Raw genomic sequence first — 17,344 nt, forward strand, 5'->3', positions numbered from 1 at the left:
CCGGGACGCGTCTCGACGGGCGCCGCGCCGCTCATGACGCGAGCGGGATCCAGGCGCGCGATTCCGTGACCGCCTCCAGCAGGTCCGGATCCGGGGCCACGCCGATGCCCGGGCCCGTCGGCACCGTCATGTGCCCGTCCTCGAGCCGGAACGGCGGGGTCAGATCGGTGGCGTAATAGCGCTCCGACGCCGAGGTGTCGCCCGGCAGCGTGAAGCCGGGGAGGGCGGCGAGGGCGAGGTTGGCCGCGCGGCCGATGCCGGTCTCCAACATCCCTCCGCACCAGACCGGGACCCCGTGCGCCCGGCAGAGGTCGTGGATCCGGCGGGACTCGAGGTAGCCGCCCACGCGTCCCGGCTTGATGTTGACGATGCGGCACGCGCCGAGCTCGATCGCCTGGGCCGCATGCTCGGCGGAGAGGATCGACTCGTCCAGGCAGATCGGCGTGCCGATCCGTCGTGCGAGCGCCGCATGGCCCACGAGGTCGTCGGCGGCCAGGGGCTGCTCCAGAAGCGAGAGGTCGAACGCGTCCAGCTTCGCGAGGTGCTCGATGTCGGCTCGTCCGTAGGCGGCGTTCGCGTCCACCTGCAGCAGGATGTCGCCGAAGCGCTCGCGCACGGCGCGGACGGGCTCCAGATCCCAGCCGTGCTCGATCTTCAGCTTGATCCGCACGTAGCCGTCGGCGAGGTAGCCCTCGACGACGTCCAGGAGTGCGGGGATCGTCGGGGTGATGCCCACCGAGACCCCGCAGGCGACCCGGTCCTTCACGGCGCCGAGGTGGTACGAGAGCGGCACGTCCCGGGCGCGGAGGTCGGCGTCCAGGATCGCGGTCTCCAGCGCGGCCTTGGCCTGGCGGTGCCCCTTGAACGGCGACAGCACCGCGGCGACGCGGTGCGGATCCAGGTCCCCCTGGCCGGCGAGCGCGGGCACGAGCACGTCCGCCAGCACCGCCGACGCCGCCGGGGTGTACTCCGAGCTGTACAGCGGCAGCGCGCTCGCTCCGCACTCGCCCCAGCCCTCGCCGCCCGCGCCCACCGCTCGCACGAGCACCGCCTCGCGCACGGTCTCGGTGCCGAACGAGGTGCGGAACGGGCTCACCAGCGGCATCCGGATCGTCCGGATCTCCACGCCCTCGAGCTTCATGACCTCTCCCGTCTGTCGATGATGTACCAGCCCGCGCGGTCGAAGCCGCGCACGGTCGCGCCCTCGGCGAGGAGCGCCCCGAGCACGTCGCGCAGGGCGAGCCGCCAGTCGGCGGCTCGCCGCGGATCCGTCTCGCGCATGCCCTCGATATCGGCGGGCACCCCGATCAGCACCGTGTCGGCGTCGGACGCCGCGACGAGCGGGGCGTCGGCATCGTCCGGCCGCAGCGCGACGGCGGCGCCCTCGGCGCGCGCCCGGTCGGCGTCGACCACGAGCGGCCGGTGCGCGGCCGCGGCGAGGACCGGCGACGAGGCCAGCTCCCACCGCACCAGGATCCGGTCGGTCTCGTCGCCGCCGTTGATGCGGTCGTCGAGCGCGCCGTAGAGGCGGGGCAGATAGGCGCCGACCGATGCGGCGAGCTTGCCGAGGTTGAAGTGCGCGTTGCGGCGGATGAGCGGATCGTAGGTCCAGGTGACCGTGTCGATCCCGCGGTGCAGCGCCCAGGCGCGCTGGTGCAGCTTCAAGGCGAAGCCGAGGTGCCGCCCGCGTGCCCGCGGGACCGTGCCGGCGATGTGGCTGTGCAGGGTGCGCGCGGCGGGCGGGCCGAAGAAGCCGAAGCAGGCGCCGACGAGCTCCGGGTCGCCGCGGTCGTCGAAGGCGCCGGCGACGTAGTTGCCCGCCTGCACGAGCGCGCGCAGCAGATCGGCGGTGACCGGGGGGTTCGTCGCTCCCGTGCGCCAGATGCCCTCGTACAGCGCGCGCACGGCCGCCAGGTCGCGCACGTCGTCGAGCAGGCGGATCACCACGCCGGACGCGGCCTCCGCGTCTGCGGCCGCGCGGTCGGCGCCGGCCGCCAGGGCGCTCCGTGCGCCCGGGGCGAGGGCGGTGGCGCCGTTCATCGGGCCGTGGTCGAGATCGGGGCCGGCGTCGAGGACGCGGCCGGCGCGGGCGGGCCGGGCGGCGCGGCGCGGAGGTCGTCGATGAGACCGGCGAGCAGCCGCACCCGGGGCTCGAGCTCGGCGATCAGCACGTGCTCGTGCGCGGCGTGGGCGCCGCCGCCGACGGCACCGAGGCCGTCGAGCGTGGGCGTGCCGACGCCGGCGGTGAAGTTGCCGTCCGAGGCTCCGCCGACGCTGATCCCGGTGAGCGGGGGCAGCGCGAGCCGATCCGCGACGCGCTGCGCCCGGCGGAACAGCTCGGCGGACGAGTCTGCGGCAAGGGGGGAGCGGTTGACACCGCCGTCGACCACGACGCGGGCGCCGTCGATCCGGGGGCTGAGCGCGAGCATCCCGGCATGCACGCGCTCCTGCTCCGCGGCGGAGAGGGCGCGCACGTCGACCGAGAACGAGGCCAGCGCCGGGACGGTGTTCGTCGTCGTGCCCGAGCTCGTGCGCGTCGGGGTGACCGTGGTGCCCGCCGCGGCGTCGCCGAGGAGGGCGACGGCCTGCACCTGGTGCGCGAGCTCCAGGGTGGCGTTCACGCCTCGCTCGGGGTCGAGCCCGGCGTGCGACGCCCGGCCGTGCACCGCGATCTCGTAGCGGGAGACCCCCTTGCGGGCGATCTTCAGAGCGCCGTCCGGACCCGCGGCCTCGAGCACGAGGGCGGCGATCGAGGCACGGGCCTCGTCCTCGATGAGCGCCCGCGAGGTCGCCGAGCCGGGTTCCTCGTCGCCGGTCACGAGCACGGTGATCCCGGCCAGGTCGGTCAGCCGGCTCAGCGCGTGGAAGGCGATGACCAGCCCGGCCTTCATGTCGAAGGAACCGGGGCCGGCGAGGGTCTCGTCGTCGGCTCGGGCGGGGAGCTCGTCGAGGGATCCGACCGGCCACACCGTGTCGTGATGGCCGAGCACGAGGATCCGCGGTGCGCCGTCGAAGCGCCAGCGCAGATGGGTGCGTCCGTCGATGACGATCCGCTCCGGCGCCGCGCCGAGGCGGGTCGTGCCCAGTTCGGCCACGGCGTCGGCGCTGCGGGCGACGGCGGCGAGGTCGTCCGACGGCGACTCGCAGCGGACGAGGCGCAGGATCTCCGCGACCATCGTCTCGACGGGTTCCGGCATGGCGGCTCCTTCGGATGGGGATGGTCCCATCCTGCTGAGGCCCGGGAGCCGCCCGACTGTCCGCTCGACCGAAACCCGCTGCCCCGTTTGATCCGATCCGACGATCGGGCCGTCAGGGAAGGGATCCGGGCCGCGGGACGTTCCCCCTCGCACCGGAGAATCGCCCCGGTGCGGCGCCCGCGGCCGGTGCCGCGGGACCGTGAGACCGATTTCGGGAAAACGCTTGCGCTCCCGTGGATCCCGAACATAGGCTGGACGGCTGTCGCGTCAACCGACCGGCGGCCGTCGAACCGAGGAGGACACCATGCCCACGATCACCACTGCGTCGTCGATCAGCGCTGTCACCGGTTCGCCCCTCACCCCGGCCGAGGACTGACCGCTCCGGTCCTCCTCGGCCCACACCGGCCGCTCATCGCACGGATGCATCGCATCCGCTCCTTCTCGTCCCTTCCCTCCGTTGCCGCGATACGTCACTTCTGAGAATCATGTCTGAACACATCACGCCCTCATCCGCCTCCTCCCTGTCCACTCCCCGCGCGCTCGCGCGCCTGGCGCCCTTCGTCAAACCGGTCGCCTGGCGCCTGGTCGGCGGCGGGCTCTCGGCGCTCGCCGCCGCCGTCATCGCGCTGTGCGTGCCGCTGCTGCTGCAGGTCGTGCTCGAAGGCCCCATCGCGACCGGCGAGATCGGCGCCATCGTCTGGGGCGCCGTGGCCGTGACCGTGCTCGCCCTCGGCGAGGCGCTCATGGTGTGGCTGCGCCGCCAGTTCGTGCTGAACCCCGCGACGCAGGTGGAGTACCGCATGCGCACGCAGCTGTACTCCAACCTGCAGCGCCTCCCGGTCGCCTTCCACGACCGCTGGCAGTCCGGACAGCTGCTGAGCCGCATGATGCAGGACATCGGCCTGATCCGCCGCTGGCTGGCGTTCGGCCTCGTGCTGCTCGTCGTCAACCTGCTCACGATCGTCATCGGCGCCGCCCTGCTGTTCCGCTGGCACTGGCTGCTCGGCACGATCTTCCTGATCACGGCCGTGCCGCTGTGGATCTCGGGCTTCCTCTTCGAGAAGCGCTACGGCGTGCTCACGCGGCGCAGCCAGGACCAGGCCGGCGACCTCGCCACGAGCGTCGAGGAGAGCGTGCACGGCATCCGCGTGCTCAAGGCGTTCGGACGCGGCAAGCACGCCCTGGTCAAGTTCGCCCGGCAGGCCGAGTCCCTCCGCGAGACCGAGCTGAGCAAGGCGCGCTCGGTGGGCTGGATCTGGTTCTGGCTCGTGCTCATGCCCGAGATCGCGTTCGCGCTGAACCTCGTCGCGGGCATCTGGCTGATCGCCCAGGGAGCGCTGAACGCGCCCGAGCTCTTCGCGTACTTCGCGATGGCGACCGTGCTGCGCTGGCCGATCGAGTCGATCGGCTTCCTGTTCTCGTTCATGCTCGACGCGCGCACGGCCACCGATCGGGTGTTCGAGATCTACGACGAGCAGAACACGATCACCGACCCGGAGAACCCGGTCACCATCGCCGAGCCGCGCGGCGAGCTCGCGTTCGAGGGCGCCCGGTTCCGCTATCAGGACGCCCGGCCGCACGAGCGCGACCTGCTCGACGGCATCGATCTCGTGCTGCGGCCGGGGGAGACGATGGCGCTGGTCGGCATCACCGGATCCGGCAAGACCACGCTCACGACACTTCCGACGCGTCTGTACGACGTGACGGGAGGACGCGTGACGCTCGACGGCGTGGACGTGCGCGACCTCACCCTGGCGGAGCTGCGCACGCACATCGCCATGGCGTTCGAGGATGCGACGCTGTTCTCGGCGACCGTGCGGGAGAACGTGCTGCTCGGCCGGGCCGATCTGGACATCCGCAGCCCGGAGGCGGAGCGCGTGCTCCGCGAGGCGCTCGACGTCGCCCAGGCCTCGTTCGTCGACACGCTCCCGGAGGGCGTCGAGACGATGATCGGCGAGGAGGGCATGAGCCTGTCCGGCGGTCAGCGCCAGCGGCTCGCCCTCGCGCGCGCCGTGGCCGCGTCGCCCAAGGTGCTCGTGCTGGACGACCCGCTGTCCGCGCTCGACGTCGACACCGAGGCGCTCGTCGAGGAGGCGCTGCGCCACGTGCTCGCCGAGACCACGGCGCTCATCGTCGCGCACCGCCCGTCGACCGTGGCCCTGGCCGACCGCGTCGCGCTGCTGCAGGACGGGAGGGTGACGGCCGTGGGCACGCACTCCGAGCTGCTGCGCACGAATGCGCACTACCGCCATGTGATCTCCAGCCTGGAGGCGGAGGAGGCGGTGCGCACCGGAGCGATCCCCGTCATCACGGTGACCGAACGCGACGAAGGCGGCTCCGAGGCTCCCGAAGGGGGCTCCGAGCCCGTCGAAGAGCGCACAGAAGCAGAGGAGGTGCAGGCATGAGCGTCGTCGGAACGCAGGACGAGGACCGCTCCGTCCTGACCAAGGAGGAGAGCCGGGCGATCCGGAACAGGTCCATGCGGCTGTTCGGATCGCTGATGGCGCCGCTCAAGGTGCAGATCACGCTCACGGCGCTCGTGCTCGTGATCTCGACCGCCGCACAGGTGGCCGGTCCCGCGCTGATCGCCTACGGGCTGAACTCGGCTCTTCCCGCCGTGCTGAAGCACGGGGACTGGATGCCGACGTTCGTCGTGGGCGCGGCGTTCCTCGTGATCGGCGGACTCGGATCCGCCCTCATCGGCTGGTACGCCGTGCTCACCGCCCGGATCACCCAGGCGGTGCTGCTCGACCTGCGCAAGCGCATGTTCCTGCACACTCAGCGGCTGAGCCTGGAGTTCCACGAGAGCTACACCTCCGGCCGGATCATCTCGCGCCAGACCAGCGACCTGGACTCGATCCGGGAGCTCCTGGACGGAGGCCTGAACGAGCTCACCTCGGGACTCCTCTACGGGGTGTTCACGTTCATCGCGCTCGTGCTGGTGGACTGGGAGTCGGGCGTGGTGCTCGTGCTCGCGGGGATCCCTCTCGTGTACCTGATGCGGTGGTTCTACCAGCGCTCCCAGCTCGTGTACCGCGAGTCGCGCGTGATCAGCGCCAAGGTCATCGTGCAGTTCGTGGAGACCATGACCGGCATCCGCGCGGTGAAGGCGTTCCGCAAGGAGCCGCGCAACGACGTCTCCTTCCAGGAGGTCGCCGGAGACTACCGCGACGTGAACCGCCGCTCGATGCTGCTCTTCGGCACGTTCGAGCCCGGGCTCATGGCGGTCGCCGCGCTCACCCTCGGCGTGGTCGTGGTGTGGGGCGGCATCCGCATGGCGCAGGGCGAGATCCAGGTCGGCATCCTGCTCGCGGCGGTGCTGTACGTGCGCAACTTCTTCGCGCCGATGCAGGAGATCGCCATGTTCCTGAACTCCTTCCAGTCGGCCACGGCCGCGCTGGAGAAGGTGTCCGGGGTGCTGGAGGAGGTGCCGACGGTTCCGGATCCCGCGAAGCCGAAGGACCTGTGGGAGTCGAAGGGGCACGTGCGCTTCGACGACGTCGAGTTCGGCTACGCGGCGGATCGGGTGATCCTGCCCGACTTCACGCTGGACATCCCCGCGGGGGAGACCATCGCCCTGGTCGGCACGACCGGCGCGGGGAAGTCGACCCTGGCGAAGCTCGTGTCGCGCTTCTACGACCCGACCGCCGGATCCGTGACGCTGGACGGCGTTGATCTGCGCGATCTGCATCCGAAGGACCTCCGCCGGGCGATCGTCATGGTCACGCAGGAGGCCTACCTGTTCAGCGGCACGGTCGCCGACAACATCGCGCTGGGCAAGCCCGACGCGACGCTGGAGGAGATCCGCGCCGCGGCGAAGGCGGTGGGCGCCGACGCGTTCATCGAATCCCTGCCCGACGGCTATGCCACCGACGTGAACAAGCGCGGCGGCCGCGTCTCGGCGGGACAGCGTCAGCTGATCTCGTTCGCGCGCGCCTTCCTCGCCGATCCCGCGGTGCTGATCCTCGACGAGGCGACCGCCTCGCTCGACATCCCGTCGGAGCGGCTGATCCAGGACGCGCTGCAGACGCTGCTCGCCGACCGCACGGCGATCATCATCGCGCACCGGCTGTCCACGGTGGCGATCGCGGACCGCGTGCTGGTGATGGAGCACGGCCGCATCATCGAGGACGACGCCCCCGCCGCCCTCATCGCCGGCACGGGCAAGTTCGCGCAGCTGCACGCCGCCTGGCAGCAGACCCTGGTCTGATCGGCCAGGAGACACGATTCTGCAGGACGTTTGCAGCTCTGCAGGATGGATCCGCGTGGATCGTCCTGCAGAGTTGCGAACGTCCTGCGCGGGACGCCTCGTCGTCATGCGCGGAACGGGGCGAGATGTGCACCGCGACTGATCGCGGCGATGAGGATCCGCTCGACGCTCGGCCAGTCGTACATGATCTGCGCAGAGGAGAACCGGAACACGGTGTAGCCGCGCAGACGCAGCTCGGCGTCGTGCGCGATGTCACGGGTGCGGTCTGCCGACGACGAGTGATAGGCCCAGCCGTCGACCTGGACGATGAGGTGCGTGCCGATCACGAAGTTCACGTCGTGGCCGGCCAGATGCACCTGGAAGCGCAGGCGCACGCCCCAGCCGCTCAGCCGCACGTGGAAGATCGTCTCCAGCGAGGATCCGGTGTCGTTGCGCGTGTGCTCGGCGACGCGACGCGCAGCCGTGCTGCGCCACTTCACCTGCTGCAGGGAATCCAGGGTGATCGCCTCGGTGCGGATCGCCGATTCCCAGATCGCCGTCGCCTGGTCGAGTTCGAAGCACTCCGCTGCGTGGGCGAGCGCGTCTTCCACCGACGCCTCCAGGGATCTCGGCCGAGTCGGGCCGAGCGGCTTCGCCCAGTGCGCCCGAAGGCCGCCCTCCCGGATCGACTCGTGTCCCGGCAGGTGGACATGCAGCGCATCGTCCGCCTCGGGCGGCACCCACCACTTCCTCCGTCGCGCCAGAGAGACGCAGGTGAGCGCGCCACCGGCCGCAGCTGCTCGTTTCAGCTCGACCGGAGCGGACGGGAGCGCGATCCATCTGGCGCGGATGCGCTGAACCCCGCCCGTGCGGATCACGGCCCGCACCCGGACAGGAGAGAAGCCGGCCGCCGCGGCGTCGTCTCGGTGACCGATGCCTTCGCGAAGAGAGAGCCAGGTGAGCAGATCCATGCGGACAGCCTGCGGTGCGGCAGAGGCGAGCGGGAGCCGATCTGCGGAACAGGGGGACAGGTCGCGCCGACATGCCGATGTGGAGGACGATCCGCCGCCGGCGGGCGGTCGTGCACCCGCCGCACGTTGTGCAGGACGTCGGCGACTCTGCAGGATGGATCCGGAGGAACTTTCCTATGGAACTGCAATCGTCCTGTGGAGTGGTGCGCCGTGTGCGCGCGGGCGACGCCCCCACCATGACGGACGGCCGAGGCGGCGAGTGCGAGATCGGTAGGCTCGAGGCGTGGATCCGTTCTGGGCCGCGGCCGCGGAATTCTGGTGGGTCGCGCCGGTGCTCGCCGGCGGGGCGGTGCTGAGCGTGGCCGGCGCACGGCAGCGGCTCCGCTCCAGCGGCCGTCGCCTCGGGTACGACGCCGCGCGGCTCGATCTGCGGAACGCCCTGCGAGAGGCGAACGAGTCCCGCGTCGCCGTGCGCGTCGCCCGGGCCGAGCTCACGGGCCTGGTCGCGGGCCGCGCCGCGGGGGCGACGGATGCAGCGACGGTCGCCGAGGCGCGTCGCCTCGCCCGCGACGCCGAGCAGCGTTCGCGTGCCGCGGCGGCCGCGGTGCGCGCGCGGCGCGCCCAGCTCGACGCGGCCCGCGCGGAACTGGCGATCGGCGCGGATCCGCAGCGCCGTCCCCTTCCGCGCACCCTCGCGGCGCACGACGCGGTGCTCACCCGCTGGATGGCCTACGAGACCGATCCCGGCCTGCTCCTCGCCTTCCCGACGATGGGCGATGCGCGGGATCCCTCGACGCACGCCTTCCTGACGGCGATGGCCGAGGCCCGTGATGCGCGACCCGCGCCGACCGCCAAGGTGACGCCCGCGGAGTTCGGCGCCTATCGCGACGCCGTGGACCGCCTCCGCCGCACCTTCGGCCTGGCGGAGGCCGACGCCCGGGCGCGCGCGGAAGGACGGGATCCGCTCAGCGAGCGCGAGCGTGCGGAGCGCGCGACCGGATGGCAGGACGCGGCGCAGCAGGTGCTCGCGCTCTCGTCGGACGTGCTGGACCGCGCCACGGACGCGGCGGCCTCCTGGGTCGCCGCGTGGAACGCCCGCGGCCGGGGCTCGAAGCGTCGCGACGGGCGCGACTGAGAAGAGGGCGGCGGAGGACCGGCGGGCCGTCGGTCGGCGGCTCCGGTGCCGATGTGCAGGGCATCCGGGACGTGACTCGAGGTGACGGAGGACGACGGGGCTTCGATGGGGGAGGGGATTCGAAGCCCCGCCGCCGGTCTCAGATTACTGTGCAACCCGGCCGTACCGTGCAACTCGGCCGCACCGAAGATCAGAAACGGATCTCGGCGATCACTTCCGCGTACTCGGTCTCGCCGACCGGGCTGAAGCCGACGCGCTGGAAGAACGCCTCCGGACCCCCGTCACCGGCTTCGTAGATCACGTTCAGATGCTCGAAGCCGCGCGTGCGCGCCTCGGCGATCATGCTCTCGACGGCGAACCGGCCGACGCCGCGGCCCTGGTCGTCGGCATCGACGTTGATCCGCCACAGGACCGAGCGGAAGTGCTCCTCGGGGGCGTCGTGATCGAAGTTCGCACTGACGAAGCCGACGACCTCGTCGCCGTCCAGCACGACCCGCTGCCAGCTGGTCTGCGGGTTCATGACGGTCGAGGCGATGCCGTAGGAGACCGGCGCGAGGTACTGCTCCTGCCCGGGCTTCAGGGAGAGGTTGTTGACGGCGACGATCGTCGCCGCGGACAGTTCGACCAGTCGCAGTTCCGTCATGGTCCCCAGGCTAACCCCTGGACGGCGCTCGTGGCGGAGCGCGGTGAAACGTGGGGAGAAGTTCATCTTCGGCCCGGACCGGCCGGAGCAGGCCGCGACGGTCCGGATCCGCACGGAGCAGGACCGGGGGAAGGTATCTTGGTATCGAGACAAATCCTGCGTGAAATCCGCCCTGTGCGAAACGGAGACCCCGGTGACCGACGACGCCATCATCTACACCTACACAGACGAGGCGCCGGCTCTGGCCACGGCCTCGCTGCTGCCGATCGTCCAGGCCTACGCCCACCAGGCGGGGGTCGACATCGAGACCCGCGACATCTCGCTCGCCGGCCGGATCCTGGCCGCCTTCCCGGAGCGCCTGAGCGCAGGGCAGGCCGTCGGCGACGCGCTCGCCGAGCTCGGGGGACTGGCCACCACCCCCGAGGCCAACATCATCAAGCTGCCGAACATCTCGGCCTCCATCCCGCAGCTCAAGGCCGCCATCGCCGAGCTGCAGCAGAAGGGCTTCGACGTCCCGGACTATCCGGACGACGCGAACACGGTCGAGGAGAAGGACGTCCGCGCCCGCTACGACCGCATCAAGGGCTCCGCGGTGAACCCGGTGCTGCGCGAGGGCAACAGCGACCGCCGCGCCCCGCTCGCGGTCAAGAACTACGCGAAGAAGCACCCGCACCGCAACAAGGCGTTCGGCGCCGGATCCAAGACCCGCGTCGCGACCCTCGGGCACGACGACTTCAAGGCGAACGAGAAGAGCTGGGTCTCGCCCGGCGACGACGTGCTGATGATCCAGCACGTCTCCGGCGACGGCCAGGTCACCGTCCTCAAGGAGAACCTCAAGGTGCTCCCCGGCGAGATCGTCGACGCGACCTTCCTGAACGCAGCCGCCCTCGACGCCTTCCTCGCCGAGACCCTCGCCACGGCGGCGGCCGAGGACGTGCTGTACTCCGTGCACCTCAAGGCCACGATGATGAAGGTCTCCGACCCGATCATCTTCGGCCACGTGGTGCGCGCCTACTTCAAGGACGTGTTCGCGACCTACGGCGACACGCTCGCCGCCGCCGGGCTCACCGGCAACGACGGACTCGGCGCCATCCTCGCCGGCCTCGCGAACGTCGAGGGCGGCGCCGAGATCGCGGCGGCGTTCGCGGCGGCGATGGACAACGGCCCGCGCCTCAGCTACGTGAACTCGGACAAGGGCATCACGAACCTGCACGTGCCGAGCGATGTGATCGTGGACGCCTCGATGCCCGCGCTGGTGCGCAACGGCGGCAAGCTCTGGGGCAAGGACGGCGGCGAGGCCGACACCCTCGCGGTCATCCCCGACTCCTCCTACGCCGGCGTCTACCAGGCCACGATCGAGGACGTCATCGCGAACGGCCCGCTGGATCCCGCCACGATCGGCACCGTGCCGAACGTGGGCCTGATGGCCCAGGCCGCCGAGGAGTACGGCAGCCACGACAAGACGTTCGAGATCGCCGCGGACGGCCGCGTGCAGGTCGTGAACGCGGCCGGCGAGGTCGTCCTCGAGCACGAGGTGCACAAGGGCGACATCTGGCGTGCGACGCAGACCAAGGACGTCCCGGTGCGCGACTGGGTCAAGCTCGCCGTGAGCCGCGCCCGCGCGACCGGCGCTCCCGCCGTCTTCTGGCTGAACCCGGCGCGCTCGCACGACGCCGCGCTGATCGCCAAGGTGACCGAGTACCTGAAGGACTACGACACCACCGGGCTGACGATCGAGATCCTCACCCCGGAGGAGGCCACGCGCTACTCGCTCGCGCGCATGCGCAAGGGCGAGGACACCATCTCGGTGACCGGCAACGTGCTGCGCGACTACCTCACCGACCTCTTCCCGATCCTCGAGGTCGGCACGAGCGCGAAGATGCTGTCGATCGTCCCGCTCCTCGCGGGTGGCGGCCTGTTCGAGACCGGGGCGGGCGGGTCCGCGCCGAAGCACGTGCAGCAGCTCGTCGAGGAGAACTACCTGCGCTGGGACTCGCTGGGCGAGTTCTTCGCGCTGGCCGCCTCGTTCGAGCACTACGCCGACCGCACGGGCAATGCGAAGGCCGCGATCCTCGCGAAGACCCTCGACGCGGCGACCGGCACCTTCCTAGAGAACGACCGTTCGCCGGGCCGCGCGCTCGGCACGATCGACAACCGCGGCAGCCACTTCTACCTCGCGCTGTACTGGGCGCAGGAGCTGGCGAAGCAGACGGAGGACGCGGAGCTCGCCGCGGTGTTCGCTCCCGTGGCCGCGGCGCTCGCCGCGGACGAGGACCGCATCGTCGCCGAGCTCATCGCGGTGCAGGGCAAGCCCGCCGAGATCGGCGGCTACTACCGTCCCGACGGCGCGCTGGTGGCGAAGGTCATGCGCCCGTCCGCCACGCTCAACGCGGTCGTCGACGGCCTGAGCTGATCGGAACGCCGAAGGGGCGGACGCGCGCTGCGTCCGCCCCTTCGGCGTCTTCGCTCAAGGCCCCCCGGATGCGAGAGGATCCGGCTCAGTAGTGGACGTTGACCTCGGTGCCCTGCGGGCTCCAGTCGAACAGCCACTCGGCGCGCCACTCCGGCATGCCGACGCAGCCGTGGCTCATCGGGGTGCCCCAGTTGTCGTGCCAGTACACGCCGTGCAGCGCCTCGTCGCCGTTGAAGTACATGACCCACTTCACATCGGGCTGGTAGTAGAACGGCGCCTTCGTGAGGTCGGTGTTGCCCATGTTCTGGCTGTCGAGCTTCCAGTTCACGGTGAACGAGCCGGTGTGCGTGGCGAAGTCGCCGCGGCCCGAGGAGATCAGCCAGGAATCCACGACGTTGCCGTTCTCGGTGACCGTCAGCGTCTCAGTGCTGAGGTTGACGTCGATCTTGCGCAGCAGCGTCGTGGAGGCGAACGGGGTGTCCTTGACCGGCAGGGTGAAGCTCCCCTTGCCCTCGGCGAGCTGCGCGGCGAACGCGGCCGCCGCTCCGGAGACGTCGCCGAGCTGCCGCCCGGCGACGCCGGGGGTCACGTCGTCGAGCACGGAGCCCGAGGAGTCGACGATGCTGGTGGCGTTGACGGGCGCCCGGTTGACGAGTGCGGGCAGCGCATCGACCGACTTCTGGATGGCCGCCTGGTCGGCCCGGATGGTGAGCTTGCCGTCCTCCGGGGCGACGGTGAGCCACTTCGAGGCGGTCGCCGCGTCGATCGGGACGGTGCGCTCGGTGCCGACGTAGAAGCCGACCGTGGAGAGCAGGGTGTTGAGCTCGCCGACCGTGGCCGCGGCGTCCTTGTCGCTGATCGCCGGGGAGACCGCTGCAGGCTCGGCCCGGAACGACAGGGTGCTGCGACCCTTCTCCGCCGCGTCGGAGATCGCCGCGGTGAGCGCCTTCAGGTCGATTCCGGAGCCATTCTTGGCCGGCGTGGCGGTGTAGCCCGCGCCGGTGAACGACACGGTGGCGTCGGTGGCGTCCTGATAGACCGTGGGCACCTGCGCGCGCAGCGCGTGATCGGCGGCCCGGTCGTCGAGGGTGAGGGGCGCGCTGATCGGCGCGGCCATCCAGCTCGTGATGTTCCACATCGGGCGCTCGGCGAAGGCCTTGTCGGCGAGCTTGGTCGCATCGACGCGGACGCCCAGATCGGATCCGGTGACCTGCTTGCCGCCGCCCTCTCCGGTGAGCGTGACCTGCATCCCGTTCAGGTGGTTGCTCACGGCCTCGGCCGCGGCGCCCGCCGTCATGCCGCCGACCTGCACGCCGGCGATCGCGGTGCCGGGGGCGATGAGGATCGTCGAGGCGGCCCCGAGACCGAGCGCGATGACACCCAGTCCGATGCCGATCCAGCGGCCGATGTGGCGCTTCTTCTTCGGTGCGTCCTCTGCGGGAGCCCACTCCACGGGGCGGTCTCCTGCGCCGTCACCGCCCGCGGACTCCGCGGAACCGGTCGCATCCGTGCCGTCGACGATCGCGTTCTCCTCGGTCGGAGCCCCCGCTGCCGTTGCCAGATCCGTCACGTGCACACCCCCCCCCTGCTTCAGAGCATTGTCAGTCTTTCCAGGATACGCGAAGCCATATCACAAAACGGCAACGGAGGCACATCGGTGGAGGGTCACGTGGAGCCAGGCGGGCGGACGCGTGAGACGGCATGACGGGAAAGCCGGGCCTGGGCCTGCGGATCCGGTAACCTGTGGCAGGTCCCGAAACGCGCCACGCGCGTGAGGGCTTGATTTTCACCTCGTTCGTAAGGTGTACTTACAAACATGGTCGCACGAATGAGCAGGGTCGCCCGGTGAGCGCGGAGAACGGCGGCGCGAGTCCGCACCGCTTCGGGTCGGCGCGCCAGCTGCGCACGAGCACCAAAGTGCTGCCCGAGCACGCCCGCGGGCACAACAGGGCTCTCGTCCTGCAGACGCTCTACCACTCCGGCGCCATGAGCCGTGCCGATCTCTCCCGTGAGACCGGACTGACCCGCGTGACGATCTCCGACCTCGTCGGGGAGTTCATCCACGACGGGATCGTCGTGGAGAGGGGCATCCGGGAGACGACCGGCCCCGGCAAGCCGCCCATCCTCATCGACATCGCCCGCGAAGGGCACCGCATCGTCGGTCTCGACCTCTCCGGTCCCGGAGTCTTCGAGGGCGCCCTGATGAGCCTCGACGGGGTCGTCCTGGAGCGCCGCGAACTGCCGCGGCCCGCCGGGGGCACCGCGGCCTATGAGGCGGTGCGCTCCCTCGCCGAGGAGCTGGTCGCCCTGTCCACCGTGCCCGTGCTGGGGGTCGGCGTCGGCGCTCCGGGCATCGTGCGACCCGATGGGGTGGTGCTGAACTCGCCGAACCTCGGCTGGAGCGACTTCCCGCTCGAGGCACTGCTGGGGGCGGCGCTCGATCTGCCGGTGCTGGTGCGCAACGACGCGAACGCGGCGGTCCTCGCCGAGTACACGTTCGGCCAGGCGCTGCCCGACATGCTGCTGATCCGGATCGGCCGCGGCGTCGGCGCCGGGCTCATCTCGGACGGCCAGCCGCTCGTCGGGAGCAGGTACGCGGCCGGCGAGATCGGCCACGTCGTGGTCGGCACCGACGGGGGACCGCGCTGCGCCTGCGGCAAGCACGGCTGTCTGGAGGCGTGGCTGAACGCCACGAGCCTGCGGGCGCGCATCGCCGAGGATCCCGCCTCCGAGGAGGAGGTCCTCCGCGAGGCCGGAACCAGGCTGGGAGTGGCCATCGCCCCGATCGTGGCGGCCCTCGACCTGTCCGAGATCGTGCTCTCGGGTCCGGCGGATCTGCTCGCGGGCACCCTGATCGACGCCGCGCGCAGCACGCTGACCGCGCGGACCCTCGAGGGCGTGTTCGACGACCTCGTGATCCGTCTCACCGCCCAGGACGACATCGTGCTGCGTGGCGCCGCCGTGATGGTGCTCTCCGGCGAACTGGGCGTGTCATGAGCGCGATCCGGGTGGGCCTGGACGTCGGCGGCACGAAGATCGAGGCGCTCGCGCTCAGCGCGGAGGACACGATCCTCGCGCGCACGCGGATCCCGACGGGCTGGGGTGACGAGGGCGTCATCGCCGCCGTGTTCGCCGCGATCGCGGCGCTGTCCGACGAGGGGGGCTTCACCGCCAGCGAGGTGATCTCGATCGGCATCGGCATCCCCGGCCTCGTCGATGCCGCCGGCGGACGGGTGCTGCACGCGGTGAACCTGGGGGTGGAGGAGCTCGACCTCGCGGCGGCGATCCGCGCGCGGATCCCCGTCCCGGTCGCCGTGGAGAACGACGTGAAGGCCGCCGCCGTGGGGGCGGGGTCGCTTCGCGGCGACTCCCGGTCGATGGCCTACCTGAACCTCGGCACCGGGGTCGCCGCCGGCATCGTGATCGACGGCGTGCTCTGGCGCGGCGCGCGCGGCACCGCCGGAGAGGTCGGGCATCTCTCGGTGGATCCGGCGGGCCGCGTGTGCGGCTGCGGACAGCACGGCTGCATCGAGACGTTCTGCGGCGGGGGCGCCGTCATGAAGGCCTGGGGCCGCGGCGGGGAGCTGCCCATCCGCGACATCTTCGATCTGGCCGAGACGGGGGACCCGCTGGCCGCCGAGCTGCGCGCGGGGATCGCCTTCGGCGCCGCCTCGGCCGTGCGCAGCCTGGTGCTCAGCGCCGACGTGGAGACCGTCGTCATCGGGGGCGGGATCACCGCCCTCGGCGACCGGCTGCTCGACGACCTCCTCGCGCGACTGCGCCGCGAGAACGCGGAGTCGCCGTTCCTCGCCTCGCTGCGGCTGGACGAGCGCGTCGAGCTGCTGCCGGCGGGATCGCCGGCGGCCTCTCTCGGCGCCGCTCTGGTGGGCGCCGCGCTGCGGGAGGGCGAGAACCCGCACACAGGTCGTGTCATCCTGGGCGCGGGTGCCGCGCCGAGCATTCCCGTCGGGACCGGACGTCCCGAGATCGAAACAGAAGGAGCCGTGCATGGCTGAAGTCGTCATCGTGGAGAACTCCGCCGCCGCGGGTGAGCTGGTGGCCGCCGAGATCGGCCGGCTCATCGCCCGCCGCTCCGACGCGGTCCTGGGGCTCGCGACCGGATCCACGCCGCTGCCGGTGTACTCGGCCCTGCGCACGCAGCTGAAGGGGGTCGATCTGTCGCGGGTGCGGGGCTTCGCCCTGGACGAGTACGTCGGGATCGACCCGTCGCACCCGGAGAGCTACCGCTCGGTGATCACGCGGGAGGTCGTCGAGCCCCTGGGCCTGACCCCCTCGCTCGTGCACGTGCCGGACGGATCCGAGGACGGCATCGAGCATGCCGGAGCCGAGTACGACGCCAAGATCCACGCGGCGGGCGGCGTCGACCTGCAGCTGCTCGGCATCGGCACCGACGGGCACATCGGGTTCAACGAGCCGGGCAGCTCGTTCGCGTCCCGCACCAGGGTGAAGACGCTCACCGAGCAGACCCGCGAGGACAACGCCCGCTTCTTCGATTCCCCCGACCAGGTGCCGATGCACTGCATCACCCAGGGGCTCGGCACGATCCTCGAGGCGCGCCACCTGGTCCTGCTCGCCTACGGTGCGGGCAAGGCGCAGGCGATCGCGGACGCGGTGGAGGGTCCGTTGTCGGCCTTCGTCCCCGGATCGGCGATCCAGCTGCACCCGCACGCCACGGTCGTCGTGGACGAGGAGGCGGCGTCGAAGCTCAAGCTCGCGGACTACTACCGCTACACCTTCGCGCACAAGCCGTCGTGGCAGGGGATCTGACAAGACCC

The 17,344-nt window shown here is 71.4% G+C and carries 13 protein-coding genes; 7 read left to right on the forward strand and 6 right to left on the reverse strand.

The genetic code is table 11. From position 1 onward, the window contains the following. Positions 1-31: 31 nt before the first annotated feature. The 3 genes from menC to WFJ17_RS11820 are packed head-to-tail and all read right to left on the reverse strand — an operon-like array spanning position 32 to position 3,197. A complete protein-coding gene (menC, locus tag WFJ17_RS11810; RefSeq protein ID WP_336648513.1) occupies positions 32-1,141 on the reverse strand; it encodes an o-succinylbenzoate synthase in 1,110 nt (369 codons plus the stop codon). Next, positions 1,138-2,040 carry a GNAT family N-acetyltransferase gene (locus tag WFJ17_RS11815; protein ID WP_336648514.1) on the reverse strand — a complete coding sequence of 301 codons (903 nt, stop codon included), beginning with the start codon at positions 2,038-2,040 and terminating at the stop codon, positions 1,138-1,140. The genes menC and WFJ17_RS11815 overlap by 4 nt, the downstream gene beginning before the upstream one ends. Further along, positions 2,037-3,197: a M20/M25/M40 family metallo-hydrolase gene (locus WFJ17_RS11820; RefSeq protein ID WP_336648515.1), complete on the reverse strand. Its 1,161-nt coding sequence runs from the start codon at positions 3,195-3,197 to the stop codon at positions 2,037-2,039. Before WFJ17_RS11820 ends, WFJ17_RS11815 begins: the two co-directional genes overlap by 4 nt. Before the next feature lie 485 nt (positions 3,198-3,682). Between WFJ17_RS11820 and WFJ17_RS11825 the strand changes: the two genes are divergently transcribed. Further along, positions 3,683-5,602, forward strand: a complete 1,920-nt coding sequence (locus tag WFJ17_RS11825; RefSeq protein WP_336648516.1) for an ABC transporter ATP-binding protein — start codon at positions 3,683-3,685, stop codon at positions 5,600-5,602. Next, complete coding sequence (locus WFJ17_RS11830) at positions 5,599-7,407, forward strand: ABC transporter ATP-binding protein (RefSeq protein WP_336648517.1); 1,809 nt, start codon at positions 5,599-5,601, stop codon at positions 7,405-7,407. The genes WFJ17_RS11825 and WFJ17_RS11830 overlap by 4 nt, the downstream gene beginning before the upstream one ends. A 104-nt stretch (positions 7,408-7,511) precedes the next feature. Here WFJ17_RS11830 and WFJ17_RS11835 read toward each other — a convergent pair whose 3' ends face one another. After that, complete coding sequence (locus WFJ17_RS11835; RefSeq protein ID WP_336648518.1) at positions 7,512-8,357, reverse strand: endonuclease domain-containing protein; 846 nt, start codon at positions 8,355-8,357, stop codon at positions 7,512-7,514. 283 nt (positions 8,358-8,640) lie between these two features. Here WFJ17_RS11835 and WFJ17_RS11840 point away from each other — a divergent pair, with 283 nt between their 5' ends. Continuing rightward, positions 8,641-9,492: a hypothetical protein gene (locus WFJ17_RS11840; RefSeq protein ID WP_336648519.1), complete on the forward strand. Its 852-nt coding sequence runs from the start codon at positions 8,641-8,643 to the stop codon at positions 9,490-9,492. Between the two features lie 190 nt (positions 9,493-9,682). Here the strand turns inward: WFJ17_RS11840 and WFJ17_RS11845 are convergent, their stop codons facing one another. After that, on the reverse strand, positions 9,683-10,135 hold the full coding sequence (locus WFJ17_RS11845) for a GNAT family N-acetyltransferase (protein ID WP_251438653.1): 453 nt from the start codon (positions 10,133-10,135) through the stop codon (positions 9,683-9,685). A gap of 193 nt (positions 10,136-10,328) precedes the next feature. Between WFJ17_RS11845 and WFJ17_RS11850 the strand changes: the two genes are divergently transcribed. Further along, entirely contained in the window at positions 10,329-12,548 is a 2,220-nt protein-coding gene (locus tag WFJ17_RS11850; protein WP_336648520.1) for an NADP-dependent isocitrate dehydrogenase, read from the forward strand. A gap of 85 nt (positions 12,549-12,633) precedes the next feature. Here WFJ17_RS11850 and WFJ17_RS11855 read toward each other — a convergent pair whose 3' ends face one another. Further along, positions 12,634-14,118 carry a L,D-transpeptidase family protein gene (locus WFJ17_RS11855; protein WP_336648521.1) on the reverse strand — a complete coding sequence of 495 codons (1,485 nt, stop codon included), beginning with the start codon at positions 14,116-14,118 and terminating at the stop codon, positions 12,634-12,636. A gap of 275 nt (positions 14,119-14,393) precedes the next feature. Between WFJ17_RS11855 and WFJ17_RS11860 the strand changes: the two genes are divergently transcribed. The 3 genes from WFJ17_RS11860 to nagB are packed head-to-tail and all read left to right on the forward strand — an operon-like array spanning position 14,394 to position 17,336. Continuing rightward, a complete protein-coding gene (locus WFJ17_RS11860) occupies positions 14,394-15,545 on the forward strand; it encodes an ROK family transcriptional regulator (RefSeq protein WP_251438650.1) in 1,152 nt (383 codons plus the stop codon). After that, positions 15,542-16,564 carry an ROK family protein gene (locus WFJ17_RS11865; protein ID WP_285813933.1) on the forward strand — a complete coding sequence of 341 codons (1,023 nt, stop codon included), beginning with the start codon at positions 15,542-15,544 and terminating at the stop codon, positions 16,562-16,564. The genes WFJ17_RS11860 and WFJ17_RS11865 overlap by 4 nt, the downstream gene beginning before the upstream one ends. Continuing rightward, complete coding sequence (gene nagB, locus WFJ17_RS11870; RefSeq protein WP_251438649.1) at positions 16,557-17,336, forward strand: glucosamine-6-phosphate deaminase; 780 nt, start codon at positions 16,557-16,559, stop codon at positions 17,334-17,336. Before WFJ17_RS11865 ends, nagB begins: the two co-directional genes overlap by 8 nt. The last annotated feature ends 8 nt before the right edge of the window (positions 17,337-17,344 follow it).

It is taken from the genome of Microbacterium sp. MMO-10 (genome assembly GCF_037148715.1).
GTDB lineage: Bacteria > Actinomycetota > Actinomycetes > Actinomycetales > Microbacteriaceae > Microbacterium.